Origin of the sequence: Clostridium estertheticum (genome assembly GCF_026650985.1) — a bacterium.
GTDB lineage: Bacteria > Bacillota > Clostridia > Clostridiales > Clostridiaceae > Clostridium_AD > Clostridium_AD estertheticum_C.
The window spans coordinates 4,350,517-4,369,454 of record NZ_CP086239.1 but is presented as its reverse complement, the minus strand read 5'-3'; the positions used below and the strand labels follow the sequence as shown (position 1 = coordinate 4,369,454).

The following is an 18,938-nucleotide window of genomic DNA, read 5'->3' as shown; positions in this document are numbered from 1 at the left end:
AAATACGACAAATTTCCTCTTTTAGATCATTGTATTTTACAAATAATTAATATTATTTATGATATTGTCCACAGCTTTTTCAACATACTTAGGATTAGTAGCCATATTTAATCTAATAAATCCCTTGCAATTTTCGCCAAACCATTCACCATAATCAACAGCAAGTCTACATTTTTCCTGTATAAATGTTTTTGTTTCATTAGGCTCTATATATCCCCTTAAATCTACCCAAATAAGATAAGTTCCTTCTAACGGCGTAATAATTATTTTTGGTGCCTTATCACCCAGTCTTTCTTTAACATGGTTGTAGTTATGCTTTATTACCTCTAGCAGAGATTTTAACCACTCTTCCCCATAATTATAAGCAGCCTCCGCTGCAGTTAATCCCATAATATTAACTTCTGTTTTATTAATAGTTTTCGAATACGCATCATATCTTTCCATTACCTTCTCATTAGATATAATTATATTACAATTTAATAATCCGGCTAAGTTAAAAGTTTTTGATGGTGCTGTAACTGTTATTATATTATCTGCATACTTTGCACCACTTACTATAGCTGCAGGTATTTGAACATTTTCTCCAATTATAATATCTTGATGTATTTCATCCGAGACAACAAGTACATTATATCTTTTACATATAGATAAAATTTTATCCAATTCTTTTTCTGTCCAAACCCTACCAACCGGATTATGTGGAGAACACTGGATAAACAATTTAACATCATTTTCTATAATATTTCTCTCAAAATCTTCAAAATCAATGGTATATACTCCATTTACATTTATTAATTCAGATGTAACTAATTTTCTTCCAGTATCTTTTACTGCATCGTGGAACGGGTAATACACCGGAGTAAGAATAATTACTGAGTCACCAAACTTTGTAAATGCATTAACAAACCAATATAAAGATACAACAACACCAGTTGAAAACCGTATCCACTTTTTATCTACTTCATAGTTATGTTGATTCCTTTCCCAATTAATGAAAGAGTTATAGTAGGAGTCAGGTACATAAGAATATCCAAATATCCCATGTTCAATTCTTTGCTTCATTGCATTTACCACTACTTCTGGTGCCTTAAATTCCATATCTGCTACCCACATAGGAATTAAATTCTTATCACCATAACGCTTATCTAAAGCATCCCACTTTAAGGAATTAGTCCCCACTCTATCCATTGAATACCGCGCACAAAATTGCTTGATTTCCATATTAAATCTCCTCTTCCTATGTACTCATATTGTAAAAAAACCTTGCTTTAAACTATTAAGCTCAAAGCAAAGTGATTTTATTTTGTTAAACTATTGTAATTATTTAAAACTAAATACTAACTTTAAAATGCTGGAATTACAGCGCCCTTATATTTACTTAAAATAAATTTCTTAACTTCTGGTGAAGTTAATGCTTTTGAGAGTGCCTTTATATAAGGCTTATCTTTATCTTCTTTTCTAACAGCAAGTACATTTGCATAAGGTGAATCTTTTGCTTCAACGGCTAAAGCGTCTGTTAATTTTAATTTAGCAGTCATTGCATAATTAGAATTTATAACTGCTGCATCCACATCGTTTAGAACTCTTGGGAGTTGTGGAGCTTCCAATTCAGTTATTTTTAAATTCTTTTTATTTTCTGTAATATCAATTTTAGAAATAAGGTCTCCAGTTTTTAATTTTATTAAACCTGCTTTTTCAAGTACTCTAAGTGCTCTTGCACCATTTGTAGGATCATTTGGAATAGCTATTTTTGCTCCATCTTTTATATCACTAAGTTTTTTATATTTAGATGAGTACAAAGCCATTGGTTCAATATGGACCTTTACAGTCCAAGTCAGATCTAACCCTTTTGATTTACTAAATTCCGTCAAATAAGGTACATGTTGAAAGAAATTTGCATCAAGTTGTTTCTCAGCAAGTGCTGTGTTTGGTGTTACATAATCGGTAAATTCAACTATTTGAAGAGTATATCCTTCTTTTGCAAGGATTGGTTTTACAACTTCTAATATTTCTTTATGAGGAATTGGTGAAGCACCTACCTTGATAATCTTTTTATCAGTTGTTACTGCCTCTTTCTTTGTACCACAACCACCTAATGTAAAAATTACAACTACTGATAATAATATGCTTAATATTTTTTTCATTTTAAATCCCCCTCTTAATCTTTCTTTTTTTTAATTTATAATTCAATCATCATATTTGATGTTAAATATCATTAATATCTTATTTAATCATTTTCCTATACAATAAATTTCCTAATGCTTGTATGACTTGCACAATTATAATTAATATTATTACCGTGTATATCATTATGTCCGTCTGAAATCTATAATATCCATATTTTTGTGCTACATCTCCAAGACCTCCACCACCAACTGCTCCAGCCATAGCTGAATATCCTATAATATTTATAACAGTTAATGTAATTCCAAGAACTATAGATGGCAGTGCTTCTTTTAACATAACATTAAATATAATTTGATGAGTTTTTGCACCAAAAGATTTAGCTGCTTCAATAATCCCGTAGTCCACCTCGAGTAATGCAGATTCTATTATTCTTGCAGCAAAAGGAGCTGCTCCAAGTGTTAGTGGAACTATAGCTGCAGTTGAACCTATGGTAGTTCCAACAATTAACTTTGTTAAAGGGAATATAGATATCATAAGTATTATAAACGGGAAAGAACGAAGTATATTAACTACTAAATCTAAACTTTTATAAACTAGGCTATTTGGTCTTAGCCCTTTAGGCCCAGTTATAATTAAGCCAACCGCTGCAATAAACCCTAAAATAACTGTGAAAATCGTGGATAATATCACCATATATAACGTATCTAATAACGCAGGCAGTAAAATTTGTATTAAAACTTCTTGAAATGTCATTTATACTCCCTCCTTATTTAATTCATCTTGTTCTAATTCAGCATCAATTTCCCATTCTATAGATCTGTCATCTAAATACTTTAATATTTTTTCTTTATTTTCCTCATTCGTATTTATAATAAGACTACCCATTACACTATCTCGAAACTTTTCAAGCCTTCCCCATACTATAGAAAAATCAATATCAAGTTCTCTTGCTAGCGATGTTATTAAACAACTTTGAGTAATTTCTTTTGTGAAAAATATTTTAATGTTATAACCAATACTAGGCAGTAATTCTTCCTCTCCAATAAGTATTTTCATCTCTTTTGTTGGTTTAATAAACAATTCATCCGTAAATCCGTGACTTTTAATTTTACCACCTTCTAAAAGAATGAATTTATTACAAATTTCTTTTACCACTTCCATCTGATGAGTAACTACGACGATTGTTATATTAAATTTATTATTTATATCTCTTAAAAGCTGTAATATAGATTTTGTAGTTTTAGGATCTAGTGCAGAAGTTGCCTCATCGCAAAGTAATATTTTAGGATTCAGCGCTAATGCCCTTGCTATTCCAACTCTTTGCTTTTGACCTCCACTTAACTGCTTTACGTTTGTTTTTACTTTATCATTAAGACCTACTAAATCTATCAGGCTATCTACTCTTTCCTTAATATAGCTTTTATCATTCCCCCATACTTCAAGTGGAAATGCTATATTGTCAAAAACATTTTTACTATTAATAAGGTTAAAACTTTGAAATATAATTCCTACATCTTTTCTAAACTCACGAAGCTCTTTGCGGCTTAGCTCATTAACCACTTTGCCCATTATGTTAATAGTTCCTGTATCATATGTCTCAAGCCCATTAAAACATCTAAGCAAAGTAGACTTTCCAGCACCACTATGACCAATAACACCATAAATGTCACCCTTATCTACTGTAAATGAAACATTACTTAATACCTTTACCTTTGAAAAACTTTTACTTACACCACTAACTTTAATCATAATATCTCTGCTCCTCTTTATGCCTTACAATTCATTTTTATAATTTTATTGTAACCATTGTTATCTATTTTCATAAAAAATAGTGCCCAAGAATAAACTTGGGCACTACTTCCAAACTTATTCTTATCTTGCAGCCATGCTGCAGGATTTAACACCATGTATCTTGCGATACTGGTTGTCGGGTTTCATAGGGCCAGTCCCTCCACCTCTCTTGATAAGACATTATTAAATTTTAATTTATAAAAAATCAAAAAACCTCTTCCACCAATAACGATGAAAGAGGTATAAATATTCAATGACACCTCTCTCATCTTCCGCTAAGTTACTATGAACTTAACGCAGGAATTAGCACCTATTCAGACATTTACTGTCTGATGGTTGCCGAGATATCATCGGGCCGGTCCCTCTATCTCTCTTGATGAGAATAACTAACTTATTAAATTATATCTATAGTATCACTATATGTTTAATATGTAAAGAAGTAACCATAATTCTTTTTTAGAATTTTTTATTCTTCATTAAATTCTACCCTCTTGGAGCATACATAATAATAACAGCTCCAATTACTGCTATAGCGCCACCTATCAAATCAAATTTATCAGGAATTATATTATCTATCTTCCAGCCCCATAATATTGATAATACAATGAATATACCACCATATGTTGCATAGACTCTACCAAAATTAGCACTTGGAGGTTGCAAAGTCGGAATTACACCATATACAATAAGCGCTATAGCTCCACAAATTCCGTACCAAATGCTTTTACCCTCTCGTAACCATATCCATACAAAGTAACCCCCGCCTATTTCAAATATTCCGGCTATTATAAAATAAAATGCTGATTTAATTATCCCCATAAATATATCTCCTTAATGGACGAACGCCATATATTAATTCAATTTACTATATCACAAGTGAGTATCAATATCAATATCACTTGATACTCATACTCATACTCCTACTTAATTTCAAATTAAAGCTATTTATTAATGCAAATTATGCATAATACTACTTTACATTTCAAACCATAGTTTCTTTTTATGAAATACAAAAAACCAGATATATTTAATCGTTTATTATTAAATATACCTGGTCTTTAAATTACATTATATTAGTTATGTTTTGTTTTTATTCTACTTTTTCAAAATCTGATTTTGAAACTCCACATAGTGGACAAACCCAATCTTCTGGAATATCTGCAAACTTAGTACCTGGTGCTATTCCGCCGTCTGGATCTCCTACCTCTGGATCATATTCATACCCACATATCAAACAAACATACTTATCCATAAAAACATCTCCTTCGAATTGATTTTTGTCGATTTAATTTTCCCATGTTCTTTTCATAATCTACATATTTATCTAATTCCATTTCATCATAATATATGTTATTTATAATGTCAATATTCCTTCTCTAATTTACTAGATTTTAATTAGTTCCTTATAATTAAAATCTAATTTACATATATAATATATTCGATTTATTGTTGAAAAACTTTATCATATTATGTATTATTAGTATATAAATAATAATAATATGTGTTATTATGGTATATATTATATATAAAGTATAATTTAGTGCTTATTCTCATAATAAATTTACTTTGCTAATATTTAACTATAATTAACAAATAATGAATAGCAATCGGTTCATTACCATTTCATTGACAATAATGTAAAATAATTGTATTATATTTACATAACGCAATACCTTTTTTAATAGTATAATAAGGACTTGTAGTGTTTCCTTAATATATAGTTTCTCAGATACATTTTTAAAATTTAAAATAGAACATTACTTGTGGCGACTAATTATCCCTACTACTCATCCAAAGACACCTTACACAAAACGGCACCTCCATTGTGTATACAAAAATCATAATCGTCCAAGGACCCCCCTGGACAATTTCTTTTTTGTAGGATAAAAAAAAGGAGGAATATTAATGAATGATGATAAAAAAATCATAGAACCAGCAAAAATTAAAAAGAAGCTTTGGAAAAAAGTTGTTAAATGTTTATTGATATTTTTTGTTATAATTTTCTTATCAGTTTCAGCAGCTTCAGGATATATTTATATTAAATATAATGATAAAATAAAATCAACAATTGCAGCTGGTAACAACATAGCCAAAAATATAAATGAAACTGCTTTTAATACCAGAAAGCCAACTCAAGTTTACGATAATAAAGGCGTGTTATTAAAAGAATTTAAGACTAACTCATATTATTACACAAAAGATGCTGACTTGAATCCATATATAAGCCAAGCCGTCACTTCAATTGAAGATGAGAGGTTTTATGAACATGATGGAATAGACTATAAGGGTATACGAAGATCCATTTGGGTATATATAAAATCCAAAGGAGCTGTGCTTCAAGGTGGTTCTACAATAACACAACAATTAGCAAGAAATGTATTTCTTACATTTGACGTAACTATATGGAGAAAATTAGAAGAATCTGTTATATCACTAGATTTAGAAAAAAAATATTCCAAAGCACAAATATTGGAATTTTATGTAAACAACATAAACTACGGTAATGGCTGTTATAGCATTGAAAGTGCTGCGCAATTTTACTTTCAAAAGAGTAACAGAGCCTTAGATGTTTCGCAAATAGCTCTACTTGCGTCGATTCCTAACAATCCATCTTACTATAACCCTATTAAGCACATGGATAATGCACTAAATAGAAGAGATTTAGTTTTAGATAAAATGTTAAGTTTAGGAAAAATATCACAAGTCGAATTTGATACCGCAAAAGCAGAAGTTATTAAACTAAATGTAAAGCCTTATGTAAAAACAGCACCTGTAGACTACAGTGTTGAATATGCCATTCATAATGCAACACTAAAATTAATGGAGCAAGATGGTTTTGTTTCAAAATATTCTTTTAGTAATGATAAAGATAGCGAAACTTATTTTGCTAAGTATAAAACTGAATATGCAGACAAGGAAAAAACTCTTCTTAGTGGTGGATATAGAATAGATACATCTATTGATACAGCAAAGCAAGAAAAATTACAAAGTGTAGTAGATAATAAGCTAGCGAAATATTCACAAACATATAAAACCTCTGGCTTATATAAAAAACAAGGTGCAAGTGTCACAATAGATAATAACACAGGAGAAGTTGTAGCTATAGTTGGAGGCAGAAGTCAATATGGCAACACCTTTAATAGAGCCTCTTTAGGGGTAAGACAGCCAGGTTCCTCTATAAAGCCATTAATAGCATATACCCCTGCATTTGAAAGAGGATACATTCCAGCAAGTGAATATGTGGATGCACCAATAGATGAAGTAAATAATGATGACTCTATATTCCGTGGCTCTGTATCTTTGAAATATGCACTTGATATCTCTATAAACACCATTCCAGTTAGATTAGTAAAAGACAATGGTGTAAAGAAATCGCTGAAATATTTGCAAAATATGAATTTCAAATATATAACCCCCGAGGAATACCCTGTAGTTGGAATCGGTGGTTTTACAAAGGGTGTCACCCCTGTTGAAATGGCTTCAGGTTATTCAACCCTTTCGAGAAACGGTAAATTTATAGAACCAAGTAACGTACGTAAAATAACTAATACAGTAATTGATCAAGTATTGTTTGAAAATAAATATAATCAAACTAAGGTGTATGATAGTGGTGCTTCGTACCTTATGACTGATACTTTAAAGAGTGTATTAACAGAAAGTTATTCAACAGGAAATGGTTTATCCCTTAGTGACTATCCTTATGCTGCAGGCAAAACAGGGACCACTGACGAATCAAAAGATTGTTGGTTCATAGGGTATACTCCCTACTATACAACTTCTGTATGGGTAGGAGATGATACCCCAGCTGCGCAGAATATGTTTGGCGCTAACGAACCTGGCCAAATATGGAAAGAGTATATGGAATATCTACATCAAGGTTTAGTTCAAAAAGACTTCACTCGACCTAATACGGTAATTGATAAAAACGGAGTATTAATGGATACGTTATATATCGCTCTAAACCCAAATGGTAGCAAATTAAAAAGCGACGATAACTATCAATCAAATAATACAACTAATAATCAGAAAAACACCAATAAAAAATCTAATTTAAAAACACCTACGAAAACTGATGGTACTGGTACCAAAACCGGAACTGGTACTGGTACTGATAGTGGTACCAAAACTGGAACTGGAACTGGAACTGGAACTGGAGCTAGTACCGGAACTGGTACTGATACTGGCACTGGCACTGGCACTGGAACCGGAACCGGAACTGGAACTGGTACTGATACTGGTACTGGCACTGGAACTGGTACCGGAACAAACACTAATAACAGCAATGGCACTAACGTAAATACACCTAAATCAAATAACACTCCTAAAACTAATACTAATAATTAGCAAAATTTTATTAAAAAGGGTAAATGTTTAAAAATAACATTTACCCTTTTTAATTAACATTATTAGTAGCATTTTTTCTTTTCTGAAGAAAACTTATAATTCCAGTTATAGCTAATATTATTATTAAAGCAACAATCGCACAAAATATGTACCCTAAAGATGACTTAAAGAAATTATCACCAAACCCTGGTACAGAATAATCCGGCAACATAAACTTCCATTTAACTGAAAGTTTTGCCATTCCCTCTGGTATAAATCCAAGCTTTGCTTTTAAATCATCACCAGACCATTCACCAAAAGCAGTCCCCTTAGCTAATAATCCAAGCGGCGCAAAAATAATTAAAGTTATCAAAACATACCAATACTTCTTCAAACTACCTATCACCTGTGATTTTCCATATAAAGATATTTTAGGTGGATAGATCATAAGCATGGCAGAATTTGATTTTTGCAGATATTTTACTACTAGACCTGTTACAACTCCTTCAACAGGTCCTGCTATTACAAGATGTGCAAACATCATAGCGGGCAATGTTTGCATCAATGTATATGGCGCATATAATGGAGTGCCATCAAGTTTATGAAATAATAATGGCTGAAGCCCAAGTTCGATTCCAGTACACAAGGCACCAATATTAATTGCTACATATCCTGCTATAATCGAACCAATAAATCTGCGTTTTGATGAAATTTCAGAATTACCCGATATTAACTTGTATACATAATAACTTACGAAAGGCATCACAAATGCCATGTTGAAAATATTAGCCCCTAGTGTAAGGATTCCACCATCTCCAAAGAAAAATGCTTGGATTATGAGTGCAATACTCACTCCAACTACGGCAGCCCAAGGGCCTAAAATTATTGCGAGTAGCGAAGCCCCAACGGCATGAGCAGTGGTACCATCAGGTATCGGTACATTGTACATCATAATAGTAAACGAAAAAGCTGCCCCAATTGCGAGTAGTGGAACTTGTTTATCCTTTAATGTCTTCTTTAACTTTATTGCGGCTATTCCTATTATTGGAATAGCTAGCGTTCCAAGTACAGCGCATGTTTGAGGACTTAAATATCCATCAGGTATATGCATAATATCTCCTCCTTAAAATTAAGACTATTCATGACTATGATAATGATCATGCTGCATGCTTTTATCAATTGCGTGAACATGTCTGTGATAATGCTCATCTATAAGATTTACAGAAAGTAATAATTCTTTATTTGATAATATATCCTTAGGTGAACCACTAGCGACTATCTTATGATCTTCATTAAAAACTATTACCCTATCAGCTATTTCTTCGACAATGTCCAAGTTATGAGTACATGTAATTAAAGTTTTGCCTGCATTATTAAGTTTTACTAATAGATTAATTAGCCATCTTTGACTTCGTGGATCCAAGCCATTCGTAGGTTCATCCAATATCAAAACTTTTGGATTTATTGATAATACAGATGCAATAGCTACCTTCTTTTTCTCACCACCACTTAATCTATATGGTGGCCTATCTTTCAATGATTCTAGTTCAAGCATTCGAATAACTCCATTAACCCTATCCTCTACTTCCTTAAAGCTAAGCTTCATCTGTAGTGGTCCAAAAGCTATTTCTTCCCATACATTTGTAGAAAACAATTGGGCATCGGAATTTTGAAATATAAACCCAATTCTTTGGCGAAAAGCCTGCGCAAACTGCTCATCATTTAATGTTTCTTCCGTAACAAGTTGACCAAAAGCGTTATACTCACCTTTACTTGGGAATATCAAGCCATTAAGGATCTTTAAAAGTGAAGATTTACCTGACCCATTAGCCCCTAAAATGACTACCTTTTCACCACTGTAAATATCTAAATTTATATCGCGAAGCACCATTTCACTAGGCAAATATTCAAATGAAACATCACGAAGCTCCATTACTTTTTCTCTATCCAAGAATAATTTCACCTCCAAAAGCTGCTAAAACACAAATTATAACACTTAAAAACCATTGGAAATCAAGTAAAGTAAAACGAAACCTATTCATAATAACAGGCTCGCCTTTATACCCCCTTGATAACATAGCTCCATAAACTTCTTCACTTAAAGCATAACTTTTACCAAAGAGACTTCCAATGGCATTAGAGACAAAATGACGCCCCTCTTTTGAGGAAGTTTTACTAAAGGTTCTACTCTTTCTCGCAACAAACATATCTGTTGTTATATTTAATAATATAAAGATATACCGATAACACATTTCAAGAGTTGTAATAAATATTTTTGGTAAAAGCAAAATCCGTAATGCCTTTAACAAATTGGCCCACCTAGTAGTGGTTGTAAATAAAAAAGCTAAAGATACCGTAACACCAACCCTAACTATTAACAAAACAGCTCCCGATACCCCTTGCGATGTAATCGTAAGAACAGACGGAAATATTAGTGGGCCCAAATGTACTTGATGACCAAAGTTTATAAGAGTAACTAATGTAGCTCCAGGTCTTACAATATTGAAAATCGATGGCAGTACAGCAATTCCCGTAAAAAGTGGCGTAATTAACCATATACGTTTAAAATATAATTTTAATGATACACATGACATCTTAGCTAAAATGCATGATATTAAATAAAGAATAGTTAATACCAGTACATTATGAATTAAAGTAGATGTTAATATTAATATAATTAAAGATATTACTTTTATTCTTGGATCTAATTTTTGCAGAAAACCCTTTTGAAAGGCTATATCTTCAAAAAAAATAACTTCCTTTAAAAGTTTAGCAATACCATTAATAGTCTTTTCTAAAAAACTGCCTTTCTTCCTTTTACCAATACACCCACATGGGCACATGGATATTTCTCCACTATTTAACAACCAATCCGGTACTTGATTTTTCGAATCCATTTGGTTTCTCCTTCAAATTGACTTTCTTTAAAAACCCAAAAAAAATAAAAACACAAAAATTAATATCTGATATACAGAAATCAACCTTCGTGGTCTTTAATAAAATTATATATTTATTTGTTTTTTTAGAAATAGTATACTCTCGTAGCATACAAATTTTTAATTTATAATATTTGTAAAACTTAAAGTCTAGTATTTTTATTAAATGCTATATCTATAGTTTAATAAAAGTGCTATGTACCACTATTCTATCGTATAGTGATACTAAAGTATACAAAAATAAAACATGAAATCAATAATATGTTTTTCTATAATACTTGATTTTCACCTCAAATTCTTATAATCTTCTAGTGTATTAATATTATAAAACTCTCTATATGGTAATCCTTCAACTACTTTACATTCTAAACTTAATATAAGTTTTTGAATCTTATTATCATTTACTTTAAGACTTTTTTCAATGTTATTTATAATAGTTTTTTTATATATTGCACAAAGAGGTTGCAACCTATTATTAACTTTCGGCACTAACACTTCATAATCCTCATCAAAACTACCTAATATCTCTAATATTTCTTCACTAATAAGAGGCATGTCACAGGCTATACATAGGCAATATTCTGTAGATGAATTAGTTAGTGCTGCATGGATACCACCAAGCGGTCCATGTCCATTATAAACGTCCTCGATAACTTTAAGATTAAATTCTTTATATATGTCTTTGTTATTTGCAATTATTATTATTTCTTTATAGCTACTACCTGCCCGTATTATCTGTTCTATAAACGTTTTTTCTTTGTATTTAAGTAAAGCTTTATTATTATAATTCATCCTACTACTTTGCCCGCCAGCTAATATTGCTAATGTTTTATTTATCATTAATTTCCCTCTATTAACTTACTCTCTATAAAATTACAAATCGAATTAACATCATTTAAGTTTAATATGGGAATATTCACATTTACATCCTCGTCAGTGGCAAGCGCAATAATTTGTGAAAACTCAAATTTTGGATTAGTGCAAAGCAGATTAGAATCTACATCTTTTCTGTGTACCTCTATTTTAGGGAAATTGTTATCTTTATATCCTTCTATTAAAACAATATCTATATCTTTAAAAAGCAAAATAATTTCATATATAGGTACTTCTTTTTCCACTTTTTGAATCATAGCTAGTTTTTCATGAGAAGATACTATTACGTTATCTGCACCAGCCTCGCTAAACTTAAAACTATCCTTTCCTTCTTTATCTATGTCAAATTTATGCGCATCATGTTTTAAAACACCAACGCTGTAGTTTCTAAGTTTTAAAGCTTTAATTAGCTTCTCTATTAAGGTCGTTTTCCCAGTATTTGATTTTATAGCTACTATAGAAAGGACTAAAGTTCCCTTATTTTTATTTGAAAATGAATCTACCATTTAGTACTTCACCTGCCCTTACACTTCCAATGTTTTTAGGAATAATTATAATTCCATTAGAATTACACATAGCACGCAAATGATTGGAACATTGTGACCCTGAATTATATGCATAATAAACTCCATCTTCTTTTTTAATTTTAACAAATATATATTTTTCTCTTCCTGCTTTAGCTTTAAAATCATCCTTTAAAACCACTGGAAATTCCTCAGATTCATTTTCGTAAATACCCCTAATAGAGTTAATAGCAGGTTTTACGAATTCTTCAAAAGTATTTATTAATGCTGAAGGATTACCAGGCAGAGCAAAAAATAATTTACTATTATATACTGCAAAAGATGTAGGTTTCCCTGGTTTAATAGCTACGCAGTTGAATTTAATATCTGCTCCTATTTCAAGCAGAATATCTTTTACAAAATCGCAATCTCCAACAGAAGCTCCTCCAGAAGTAATAACAATATCTGATTTTTCAAAAGCTGATAACATTTTTTCTTTTAGAGCTATCCTATCATCCTTAACTATCCCCACTGAAAACACTTCTGCATTTGAATTTTTTATCAAAGCCTTTAGCGAATATTCATTACTATTTCTTATTTTGCCTTTTTCAATTTCAGATTTTATGTCTATTAGTTCATCTCCAGTTATTACTATACCAACAGTAGGTGGCTTGTAGACATTAATAAACTCATATCCTAGAGAAGCTAATAACCCAATCTCCGGCGGTCTAATTAAAGTTCCCTTTTTTAAAGCAACATCTCCTTTTAAAATTTCTTCTCCTAATTTTATAATATTATTACCTTTTTTAACCTCTTCACAAATGTATAAATTATCGCTTTCAACTTTAACTCTTTCAATTTGTATTACTGCATCTGCACATCTTGGTAGCATTGCTCCTGTCATAATTTTATAGGCTTCATTCTCTTTTAAATGTTCTTCACAAAAATCTCCCGCTTTTATTAGTGATTTAACTTTAAGTATTATATTTTCTTTGTTTTGTGTGTCTAGACTTCTTATAGCGTAACCATCCATTGCTGACTTATCAAAAGGAGGCAAGTTATCTAGCGAGTAAATATCCTCAGATAAAACTCTATTAAGCGAATCTAAAATATATACTTTCTCGTATTTCTTTTCGCGATTTAACAATTTCGCTTCCTCGTTAATTATTTTCTTTGCTTGACCTACTTCAATCATCATAAACTAACCTTCTTTTTCCTTTTTAAGTTCTTTGACCCCATTTTAAATGAACCTACAATTACAAGTGAAATTATTGTTAATACTATAAATATTATAAATCCTTTTGAAAATCCACTTAAACTTTTACCTGTTTTATCTATAAAAGATGCCATCAAAGGTGGTATAACGAAACCTCCAAAAGCTCCTAATCCTCCAACCCATCCTGCTGCTCCTCCAATTGCATGAGGAACCTCTTTTGGAAGTATTTTAAATACAGCAGCATTTGTTACACCCATTCCAACCGCTAAAAGTAAAACTCCTAAAACAGCTAAAGGAATTGAGCTAGTAATTGTCATACAGACTGCTCCTGAAAGCATTATAATAAGTGCTATAATTGATGTAGATTCTCCTCCAAACTTGTCCGCTATCTTCCCACCATAAATCCTAGTAATAGATGCAGAAATTGAATACATAGCAGTTAACGCACCTGCCATTTTTAAACTTAATTTAAAGAAACTCATCCAGTAAGTAGGCAACCAACTTGTCAGTGCTAAGAATCCTCCAAATGTAGTAAAATAAATCACAACAAGTGCCCAAGTTTTCCAGGTCCTTGCAGAAATCATCAAGCTTTCACTGATTTTATTATTGGGAAATAATTCTTGACCATATTTTGTTGAAGCTATTTTTTTCGCTTCATCTTTTTCTACGCCTGCATTAATTAATTGAAAATACCATGCATTTTTTCCTATAATACAATAAGCTATAGTTCCTAATATTAAAAATATTAACCAAGCTAAATAAGAACCTGATAACCCTAGTAATGGTAGAGCCACATTTGGCAGTAACAGTGTAAATATTCCTGGTGCTAAATTTCCAACGCCTCCATAGATGCCTAAAGCTACTCCCTGCTTGCTTTGCGGGAACCAATAGGATGCTTGACTAACTCCAACAGAAAATGTAGCTATACCACAACCTGACAATGCTCCAAAAATTAATAATAAATAATAATAATTACTTAAATTTTGTCTAAAGAAAGCCATAACTACATACAAACCAGCCATACCAATTATTGAAAGAGAAAGCAAAATGATAAAAGGTTTTCTTCCTCCATTGATATCTACCCAAGCTGCAAATGGAATCCTAAGTAAAGAACCGGACAAATTTGGTATTGCAATAAGTAGTGCTAATAGAATAGGGCTAAGAGTTGAAAAACTTTGTTTAAATACGGCGATTGTAGCTCCATAAAGAGCAACGGCCGCAAATCCTACAAAAAAACCAGTAGTTGCTCCCGTTAGTCCTTGTTTTGAATTTCCTTTTACATTTACAATATTCATTATTTTTCCCCCGTTTATTAATTACTTGTAACTAAATTCAAAATTTTTCTCTTCATTAAAGAAATCTGAGTAATCTATTTCAAATAGTGGTTTTGTAACTTTAGCTACATCTATTTTTTCTCTAATAAGTTGTGTTAATATACCAGCATAAGATAGATCTCCTTGTATTATACTTCCGTAAATCTTTCCATCTTTATGTATTATCTTTTTATAGTTTGATCCATCTATTTTCACTTCTTCAATATAAGTTTCATCAGCAGGTTCTATCATCCCAATGGACATTGTAGCTATTCCTACAAAATTCATTGTATTCTTGCTTCCAAAGAAGTCTGTCATTGTCATTTCATTTCCGAACATGTTATTTGCTGCTATTATGCCTTCTTTAACAGCTGTTGGCCATATAGGATTCCTTCCAGTTACATCTCCGCCGCCATAAACACCCTTTATATTAGTCTCACCTTTCTCATTTATAATCAAACCAAATCTATCAGTTTCTACCCTGCTATTTTCAATAAAACCAACATTTGATCTAACTCCTGTTGCTACTATTACGAGTTCACATGGTACTTCTTCTCCAGTGTTTAATAATAATGATTTAGGATTTTTATTTTCATCAATTATTAATTTTTCAGCTTTAACATCTAACTTCAGGTTTACACCATTTTCTTTAAATTTATCCTCATAAACCTTTGATGTATATTTATCTAATTGTAATGGGAGTATCTTCTTGCTCATTTCTATTAAAGAAATATTTACACCACTATCTATAAGACCACTTAATGCATCTATTCCTACAAGACCAGCTCCTAATACAACTACATTTTTAACTTTTTTTGCCTGTTCCCTTATAATTACTGCATCTTCAAGATTTCTAAGTCCTACTACACTACTTGCTTTCCTTAAATTTTCAATGGGAGGAATAAATGCTGATGCCCCACTTGAAATTAAAAGCTTATCATATGTTAGAATATCTCCATTTGAAAGTGAAAGATTTTTTTCACCATCATTAAGCCCCGTTACCTCAACCCCTTTAATCCACTTAATGTTATTTTTCTCAAAGAAATTCTCATTGGTGAAATCTAATTGATCTATAGTTCTATGTCCTGAAATATAATGATGAAGTATACATCTTGAATACACATTTTCATCTTTTGATACTAATATTATTTCTGCCTTATCATCTAACATTCTTAGCGTTTTAGCCCCACTTATTCCTGCGGCCGATGCCCCAATAACTACATATCTCATTTTATAATACCTCCTGCAGCGTAATTGCTGCCATAGGACATTTAGCAACACATTGAGGTGTACCCGCGCTTGTGCTACTACACATATCACATTTCATAATTTCTTTACTGGTCCTAGCATCTGCCTTTAAAACCCCATAAGGGCATGCCATTACGCACATATAACAACTAGCACATCTGTTTTTGTCATAACTAACTAATCCAGTTTCGTTATCTTTGCTCATGGCACCACTCATGCATGTATACACACATTCTGGTTTGTCACAATGTCTACAAAATATTGGAGCATACACGCCCTTACTATCAACTGTTATTCTACTTCTTGTTTCCTCTGAATTATGCGCTACTATACATGAAGTAGTGCAAGTTAAGCAACCGATACACTTTTTTCTATCTATCTTGATTCTTTTCATATCCACCTGCTCCTTCCACATTAATTTTTTCTATATTTACAGATACCATTTTATATGATGGTTCCTTTGAATATGGATCAAATACTGATGGAGTCAATGAGTTCGTTTCAATATAATGCATTGGTGCATATAAATGATCCTTCTTTACACTATCAGTTATTTTTGCTATAAATTCACTTTCAACACCATTACATGACGATAATCTAATTTTCTCATTTTGCCCTATATTTAATTCCTTAGCTAACTCAGGATTTATATTAACATAGGCTTCTTTTGGTGTTATAGCGTTTACGACATCCATTTCTCTTGTTCTTGTTTGAGTATGCCATTGACCTACTGTTCCTCTACCTGAATTAAGTGTATAAGGGAAATCTATCGAAATCTCAATTGGATTTTTAATTGGATCGCCAAAGATAAAATTAGCCTTTTTAGAGGTCGTATAATATTTATTATCTTCATATAATCTTCTTTCATCTTCTTTTAATAATTGGCCCTGTGTAAATGGCCATTGTATGCCTTTTGAACCACTTAAAAGTTCATAAGTAGCACCTGTAATATCACATGGCATTCCCTTTGAACACTTTTTCATTAATTCAAAAGCGTCTTCAGGTGTTTTCCAATTATCAAGTAACCTTCCCATTCCTAACTCTTTACCAATTCCCAGAAGTATGTCGTAATCTGTTAGTTCGCCATCTTCTTTTTCAAGTATTGGTAAAATAGCTGACATCCGACGCTCAGTATTTATCATTACTCCTGTTTTTTTAATTGCAGGAACGGAAGGTAGAAATAAATCACAAAGTTTAGCACTATCAGTATCCTCATATATATCTTGTACTACGAAAAACTCTAATTTATCCACAGCTTTCTTAAATTCCTGATTATTTGTCCAAGAGTGTCTTGGATTTGTACAGATTACCCATAACCCCTTTATTTCACCTTTCTTTATCTTATCTATAATTACGTTATAAGGTAATGTAGGTTTTGATGGTAATAAACTTTCCTCAATTTCCAAAGCTTCTGCTACGGCCTTTCTGCGCTCTATATTATCATACTCTCCGCCACCATAAAGCCCTGAAGTGTTACTAAATATTCTTGAACCCATTGCATTACATTGGCCTGTTAATGAATTTGCACCAGTTCCTTCTCTGCCAATATTCCCCGTCATAAGTGCAAGGTTTATTATTGCTTGCGCCGTTCTAACACCTTCATATCCTTGGTTAATACCCATTGTCCACCAGAAAGAAACCCTCTTGCCATTATGTATAATTCTTGCAAGTTCTAGTACTCTTTTTTCAGATATTCCTGTAATTTTTTCTACATCCTTTAAAGTGAACTTGCTAACATGTGACTTAAACTCTTCAAACCCTTCTGTATAGTTTTCTATATAACTATTTTCTATCCACCCATTCTCAATTAATACATTAGCTAATGTATAGAAAAGTATTAAATCTCCCTTTGGCTTAATATCTACCCAAATATCTGAATTTCTTGCAGTTTCTGATTTTCTTGGATCAATTGTTATTACCTTGGCATTCTTATTATCCTTTACGCGTTCCCAGAAAATAGGATGCGCAACAATAGGGTTTGCTCCAATAAGTATTATCGTATCTGACAGCTGGGCATCATTTAAGGTATATGGGGGAGCATCAAACCCAAAACTTTGCTTATGAGCAACAACCGAAGTTGACATACATAGCCTTGTGTTACCATCACCATTTATACCCATATAGTTTCTACCTACATGCCCTAAAAGTGCCATTTCTTCCGTAGTAATTTGCCCTGTACTTATAAAGGCTACACTTTCAGACCCATGATGTTTTTGTATTGTAGTCATCCTTTTAACAAAAGTTTCAAAACCTTCTTTCCAAGAAATTTCCACCATCTCATTTTTATCATTTCTTAAAAGAGGTGATCTTCTACCCTTAATTTTTGTACACTGTTTATCTAGATTTAATCCCTTTATACAACAGAATCCCTTATTTACAGGATAATTCTCCGTTGGGGACACCCTTATGATTTCACCATTTTCTACATAAAAGTCTAGATTACATCCAAGCCCACAATAATTACAAACTGATTGTATTTTTTTCATATTATAACATCTCCACTTTGTTAATTTTATAAAAACCCTCCTTTTATATTCATTCAAAAGAGGGAGTTCCACTGGTCAAATAATATATTCGAGGTGCCACTTGTGTCTGTTTTTTAAGGTTG

Annotated in this window: 17 protein-coding genes and 2 riboswitches; of the genes, 1 reads left to right on the top strand and 16 read right to left on the bottom strand. The window is 31.9% G+C overall.

Annotated elements, in window-relative coordinates; all coding sequences use genetic code 11:
• Positions 1–36: 36 nt before the first annotated feature.
• The 6 genes from LL038_RS21045 to rd form a co-directional block, all read right to left on the bottom strand.
• Positions 37–1,221, bottom strand: coding sequence for a MalY/PatB family protein (locus tag LL038_RS21045; RefSeq protein ID WP_216123175.1), 1,185 nt, complete (start codon positions 1,219–1,221; stop codon positions 37–39).
• 122 nt (positions 1,222–1,343) lie between these two features.
• Positions 1,344–2,144 (bottom strand): MetQ/NlpA family ABC transporter substrate-binding protein, encoded by an 801-nt coding sequence (locus LL038_RS21040; RefSeq protein WP_216123177.1) that lies wholly within the window; start codon positions 2,142–2,144, stop codon positions 1,344–1,346.
• 79 nt (positions 2,145–2,223) lie between these two features.
• A complete protein-coding gene (locus LL038_RS21035; RefSeq protein ID WP_216123179.1) occupies positions 2,224–2,880 on the bottom strand; it encodes a methionine ABC transporter permease in 657 nt (218 codons plus the stop codon).
• Positions 2,881–3,876: a methionine ABC transporter ATP-binding protein gene (locus tag LL038_RS21030; RefSeq protein WP_216123181.1), complete on the bottom strand. Its 996-nt coding sequence runs from the start codon at positions 3,874–3,876 to the stop codon at positions 2,881–2,883. It abuts the gene before it with no gap.
• A gap of 120 nt (positions 3,877–3,996) precedes the next feature.
• Positions 3,997–4,097, bottom strand: a riboswitch (SAM riboswitch).
• An 83-nt stretch (positions 4,098–4,180) separates the two neighbouring features.
• Positions 4,181–4,301, bottom strand: a riboswitch (SAM riboswitch).
• A gap of 100 nt (positions 4,302–4,401) precedes the next feature.
• Positions 4,402–4,737, bottom strand: coding sequence for a YnfA family protein (locus LL038_RS21025; protein ID WP_216123184.1), 336 nt, complete (start codon positions 4,735–4,737; stop codon positions 4,402–4,404).
• A 271-nt stretch (positions 4,738–5,008) separates the two neighbouring features.
• Positions 5,009–5,170 (bottom strand): rubredoxin, encoded by a 162-nt coding sequence (gene rd, locus LL038_RS21020; RefSeq protein ID WP_171295777.1) that lies wholly within the window; start codon positions 5,168–5,170, stop codon positions 5,009–5,011.
• Positions 5,171–5,823: 653 nt separating this feature from the next.
• On the opposite strand from rd, the gene LL038_RS21015 reads away from it, so the two are divergent.
• Positions 5,824–8,262, top strand: a complete 2,439-nt coding sequence (locus LL038_RS21015) for a transglycosylase domain-containing protein (protein WP_216123185.1) — start codon at positions 5,824–5,826, stop codon at positions 8,260–8,262.
• A 49-nt stretch (positions 8,263–8,311) separates the two neighbouring features.
• Here the strand turns inward: LL038_RS21015 and cbiM are convergent, their stop codons facing one another.
• The 10 genes from cbiM to LL038_RS20965 all read right to left on the bottom strand — a co-directional run bounded on the left by cbiM (position 8,312) and on the right by LL038_RS20965 (position 18,816).
• Positions 8,312–9,352 (bottom strand): cobalt transporter CbiM, encoded by a 1,041-nt coding sequence (cbiM, locus tag LL038_RS21010; RefSeq protein ID WP_216123187.1) that lies wholly within the window; start codon positions 9,350–9,352, stop codon positions 8,312–8,314.
• 24 nt (positions 9,353–9,376) lie between these two features.
• Positions 9,377–10,192, bottom strand: a complete 816-nt coding sequence (locus LL038_RS21005; RefSeq protein WP_253199809.1) for an energy-coupling factor ABC transporter ATP-binding protein — start codon at positions 10,190–10,192, stop codon at positions 9,377–9,379.
• Positions 10,185–11,138 carry a cobalt ECF transporter T component CbiQ gene (cbiQ, locus tag LL038_RS21000; RefSeq protein WP_216123190.1) on the bottom strand — a complete coding sequence of 318 codons (954 nt, stop codon included), beginning with the start codon at positions 11,136–11,138 and terminating at the stop codon, positions 10,185–10,187. The genes LL038_RS21005 and cbiQ overlap by 8 nt, the downstream gene beginning before the upstream one ends.
• Positions 11,139–11,462: 324 nt before the next feature.
• A complete protein-coding gene (locus LL038_RS20995) occupies positions 11,463–12,017 on the bottom strand; it encodes a molybdenum cofactor guanylyltransferase (RefSeq protein ID WP_216123191.1) in 555 nt (184 codons plus the stop codon).
• Entirely contained in the window at positions 12,017–12,556 is a 540-nt protein-coding gene (gene mobB, locus LL038_RS20990; protein ID WP_216123193.1) for a molybdopterin-guanine dinucleotide biosynthesis protein B, read from the bottom strand. The genes LL038_RS20995 and mobB overlap by 1 nt, the downstream gene beginning before the upstream one ends.
• The gene (glp, locus tag LL038_RS20985) at positions 12,534–13,751 is read right to left on the bottom strand and encodes a gephyrin-like molybdotransferase Glp (protein WP_309245059.1); all 1,218 of its coding nucleotides are present in this window, start codon (positions 13,749–13,751) and stop codon (positions 12,534–12,536) included. The genes mobB and glp overlap by 23 nt, the downstream gene beginning before the upstream one ends.
• Positions 13,748–15,064: an MFS transporter gene (locus LL038_RS20980; protein WP_216123195.1), complete on the bottom strand. Its 1,317-nt coding sequence runs from the start codon at positions 15,062–15,064 to the stop codon at positions 13,748–13,750. The genes glp and LL038_RS20980 overlap by 4 nt, the downstream gene beginning before the upstream one ends.
• Positions 15,065–15,085: 21 nt before the next feature.
• Positions 15,086–16,312 (bottom strand): NAD(P)/FAD-dependent oxidoreductase, encoded by a 1,227-nt coding sequence (locus LL038_RS20975; protein ID WP_216123196.1) that lies wholly within the window; start codon positions 16,310–16,312, stop codon positions 15,086–15,088.
• Position 16,313: 1 nt separating this feature from the next.
• Complete coding sequence (locus LL038_RS20970; protein ID WP_216123199.1) at positions 16,314–16,724, bottom strand: 4Fe-4S dicluster domain-containing protein; 411 nt, start codon at positions 16,722–16,724, stop codon at positions 16,314–16,316.
• Positions 16,702–18,816, bottom strand: coding sequence for a molybdopterin oxidoreductase family protein (locus LL038_RS20965; RefSeq protein ID WP_216123201.1), 2,115 nt, complete (start codon positions 18,814–18,816; stop codon positions 16,702–16,704). Before LL038_RS20965 ends, LL038_RS20970 begins: the two co-directional genes overlap by 23 nt.
• Between the last annotated feature and the right edge of the window lie 122 nt (positions 18,817–18,938).

Excerpts from the sequence above, each read along its gene's own strand:
- glp (WP_309245059.1), bottom strand. The coding sequence starts at position 13,751 with ATGATGATTGAAGTAGGTCAAGCAAAGAAAATAATTAACGAGGAAGCG.
- LL038_RS20970 (WP_216123199.1), bottom strand. The coding sequence starts at position 16,724 with ATGAAAAGAATCAAGATAGATAGAAAAAAGTGTATCGGTTGCTTAACT.
- rd (WP_171295777.1), bottom strand. The coding sequence starts at position 5,170 with ATGGATAAGTATGTTTGTTTGATATGTGGGTATGAATATGATCCAGAG.
- LL038_RS21030 (WP_216123181.1), bottom strand. The coding sequence starts at position 3,876 with ATGATTAAAGTTAGTGGTGTAAGTAAAAGTTTTTCAAAGGTAAAGGTA.
- LL038_RS20965 (WP_216123201.1), bottom strand. The coding sequence starts at position 18,816 with ATGAAAAAAATACAATCAGTTTGTAATTATTGTGGGCTTGGATGTAAT.
- LL038_RS21035 (WP_216123179.1), bottom strand. The coding sequence starts at position 2,880 with ATGACATTTCAAGAAGTTTTAATACAAATTTTACTGCCTGCGTTATTA.
- LL038_RS21040 (WP_216123177.1), bottom strand. The coding sequence starts at position 2,144 with ATGAAAAAAATATTAAGCATATTATTATCAGTAGTTGTAATTTTTACA.
- LL038_RS20975 (WP_216123196.1), bottom strand. The coding sequence starts at position 16,312 with ATGAGATATGTAGTTATTGGGGCATCGGCCGCAGGAATAAGTGGGGCT.
- LL038_RS20980 (WP_216123195.1), bottom strand. The coding sequence starts at position 15,064 with ATGAATATTGTAAATGTAAAAGGAAATTCAAAACAAGGACTAACGGGA.
- LL038_RS21025 (WP_216123184.1), bottom strand. The coding sequence starts at position 4,737 with ATGGGGATAATTAAATCAGCATTTTATTTTATAATAGCCGGAATATTT.
- LL038_RS20995 (WP_216123191.1), bottom strand. The coding sequence starts at position 12,017 with ATGATAAATAAAACATTAGCAATATTAGCTGGCGGGCAAAGTAGTAGG.
- mobB (WP_216123193.1), bottom strand. The coding sequence starts at position 12,556 with ATGGTAGATTCATTTTCAAATAAAAATAAGGGAACTTTAGTCCTTTCT.
- cbiM (WP_216123187.1), bottom strand. The coding sequence starts at position 9,352 with ATGCATATACCTGATGGATATTTAAGTCCTCAAACATGCGCTGTACTT.
- cbiQ (WP_216123190.1), bottom strand. The coding sequence starts at position 11,138 with ATGGATTCGAAAAATCAAGTACCGGATTGGTTGTTAAATAGTGGAGAA.
- LL038_RS21015 (WP_216123185.1), top strand. The coding sequence starts at position 5,824 with ATGAATGATGATAAAAAAATCATAGAACCAGCAAAAATTAAAAAGAAG.
- LL038_RS21045 (WP_216123175.1), bottom strand. The coding sequence starts at position 1,221 with ATGGAAATCAAGCAATTTTGTGCGCGGTATTCAATGGATAGAGTGGGG.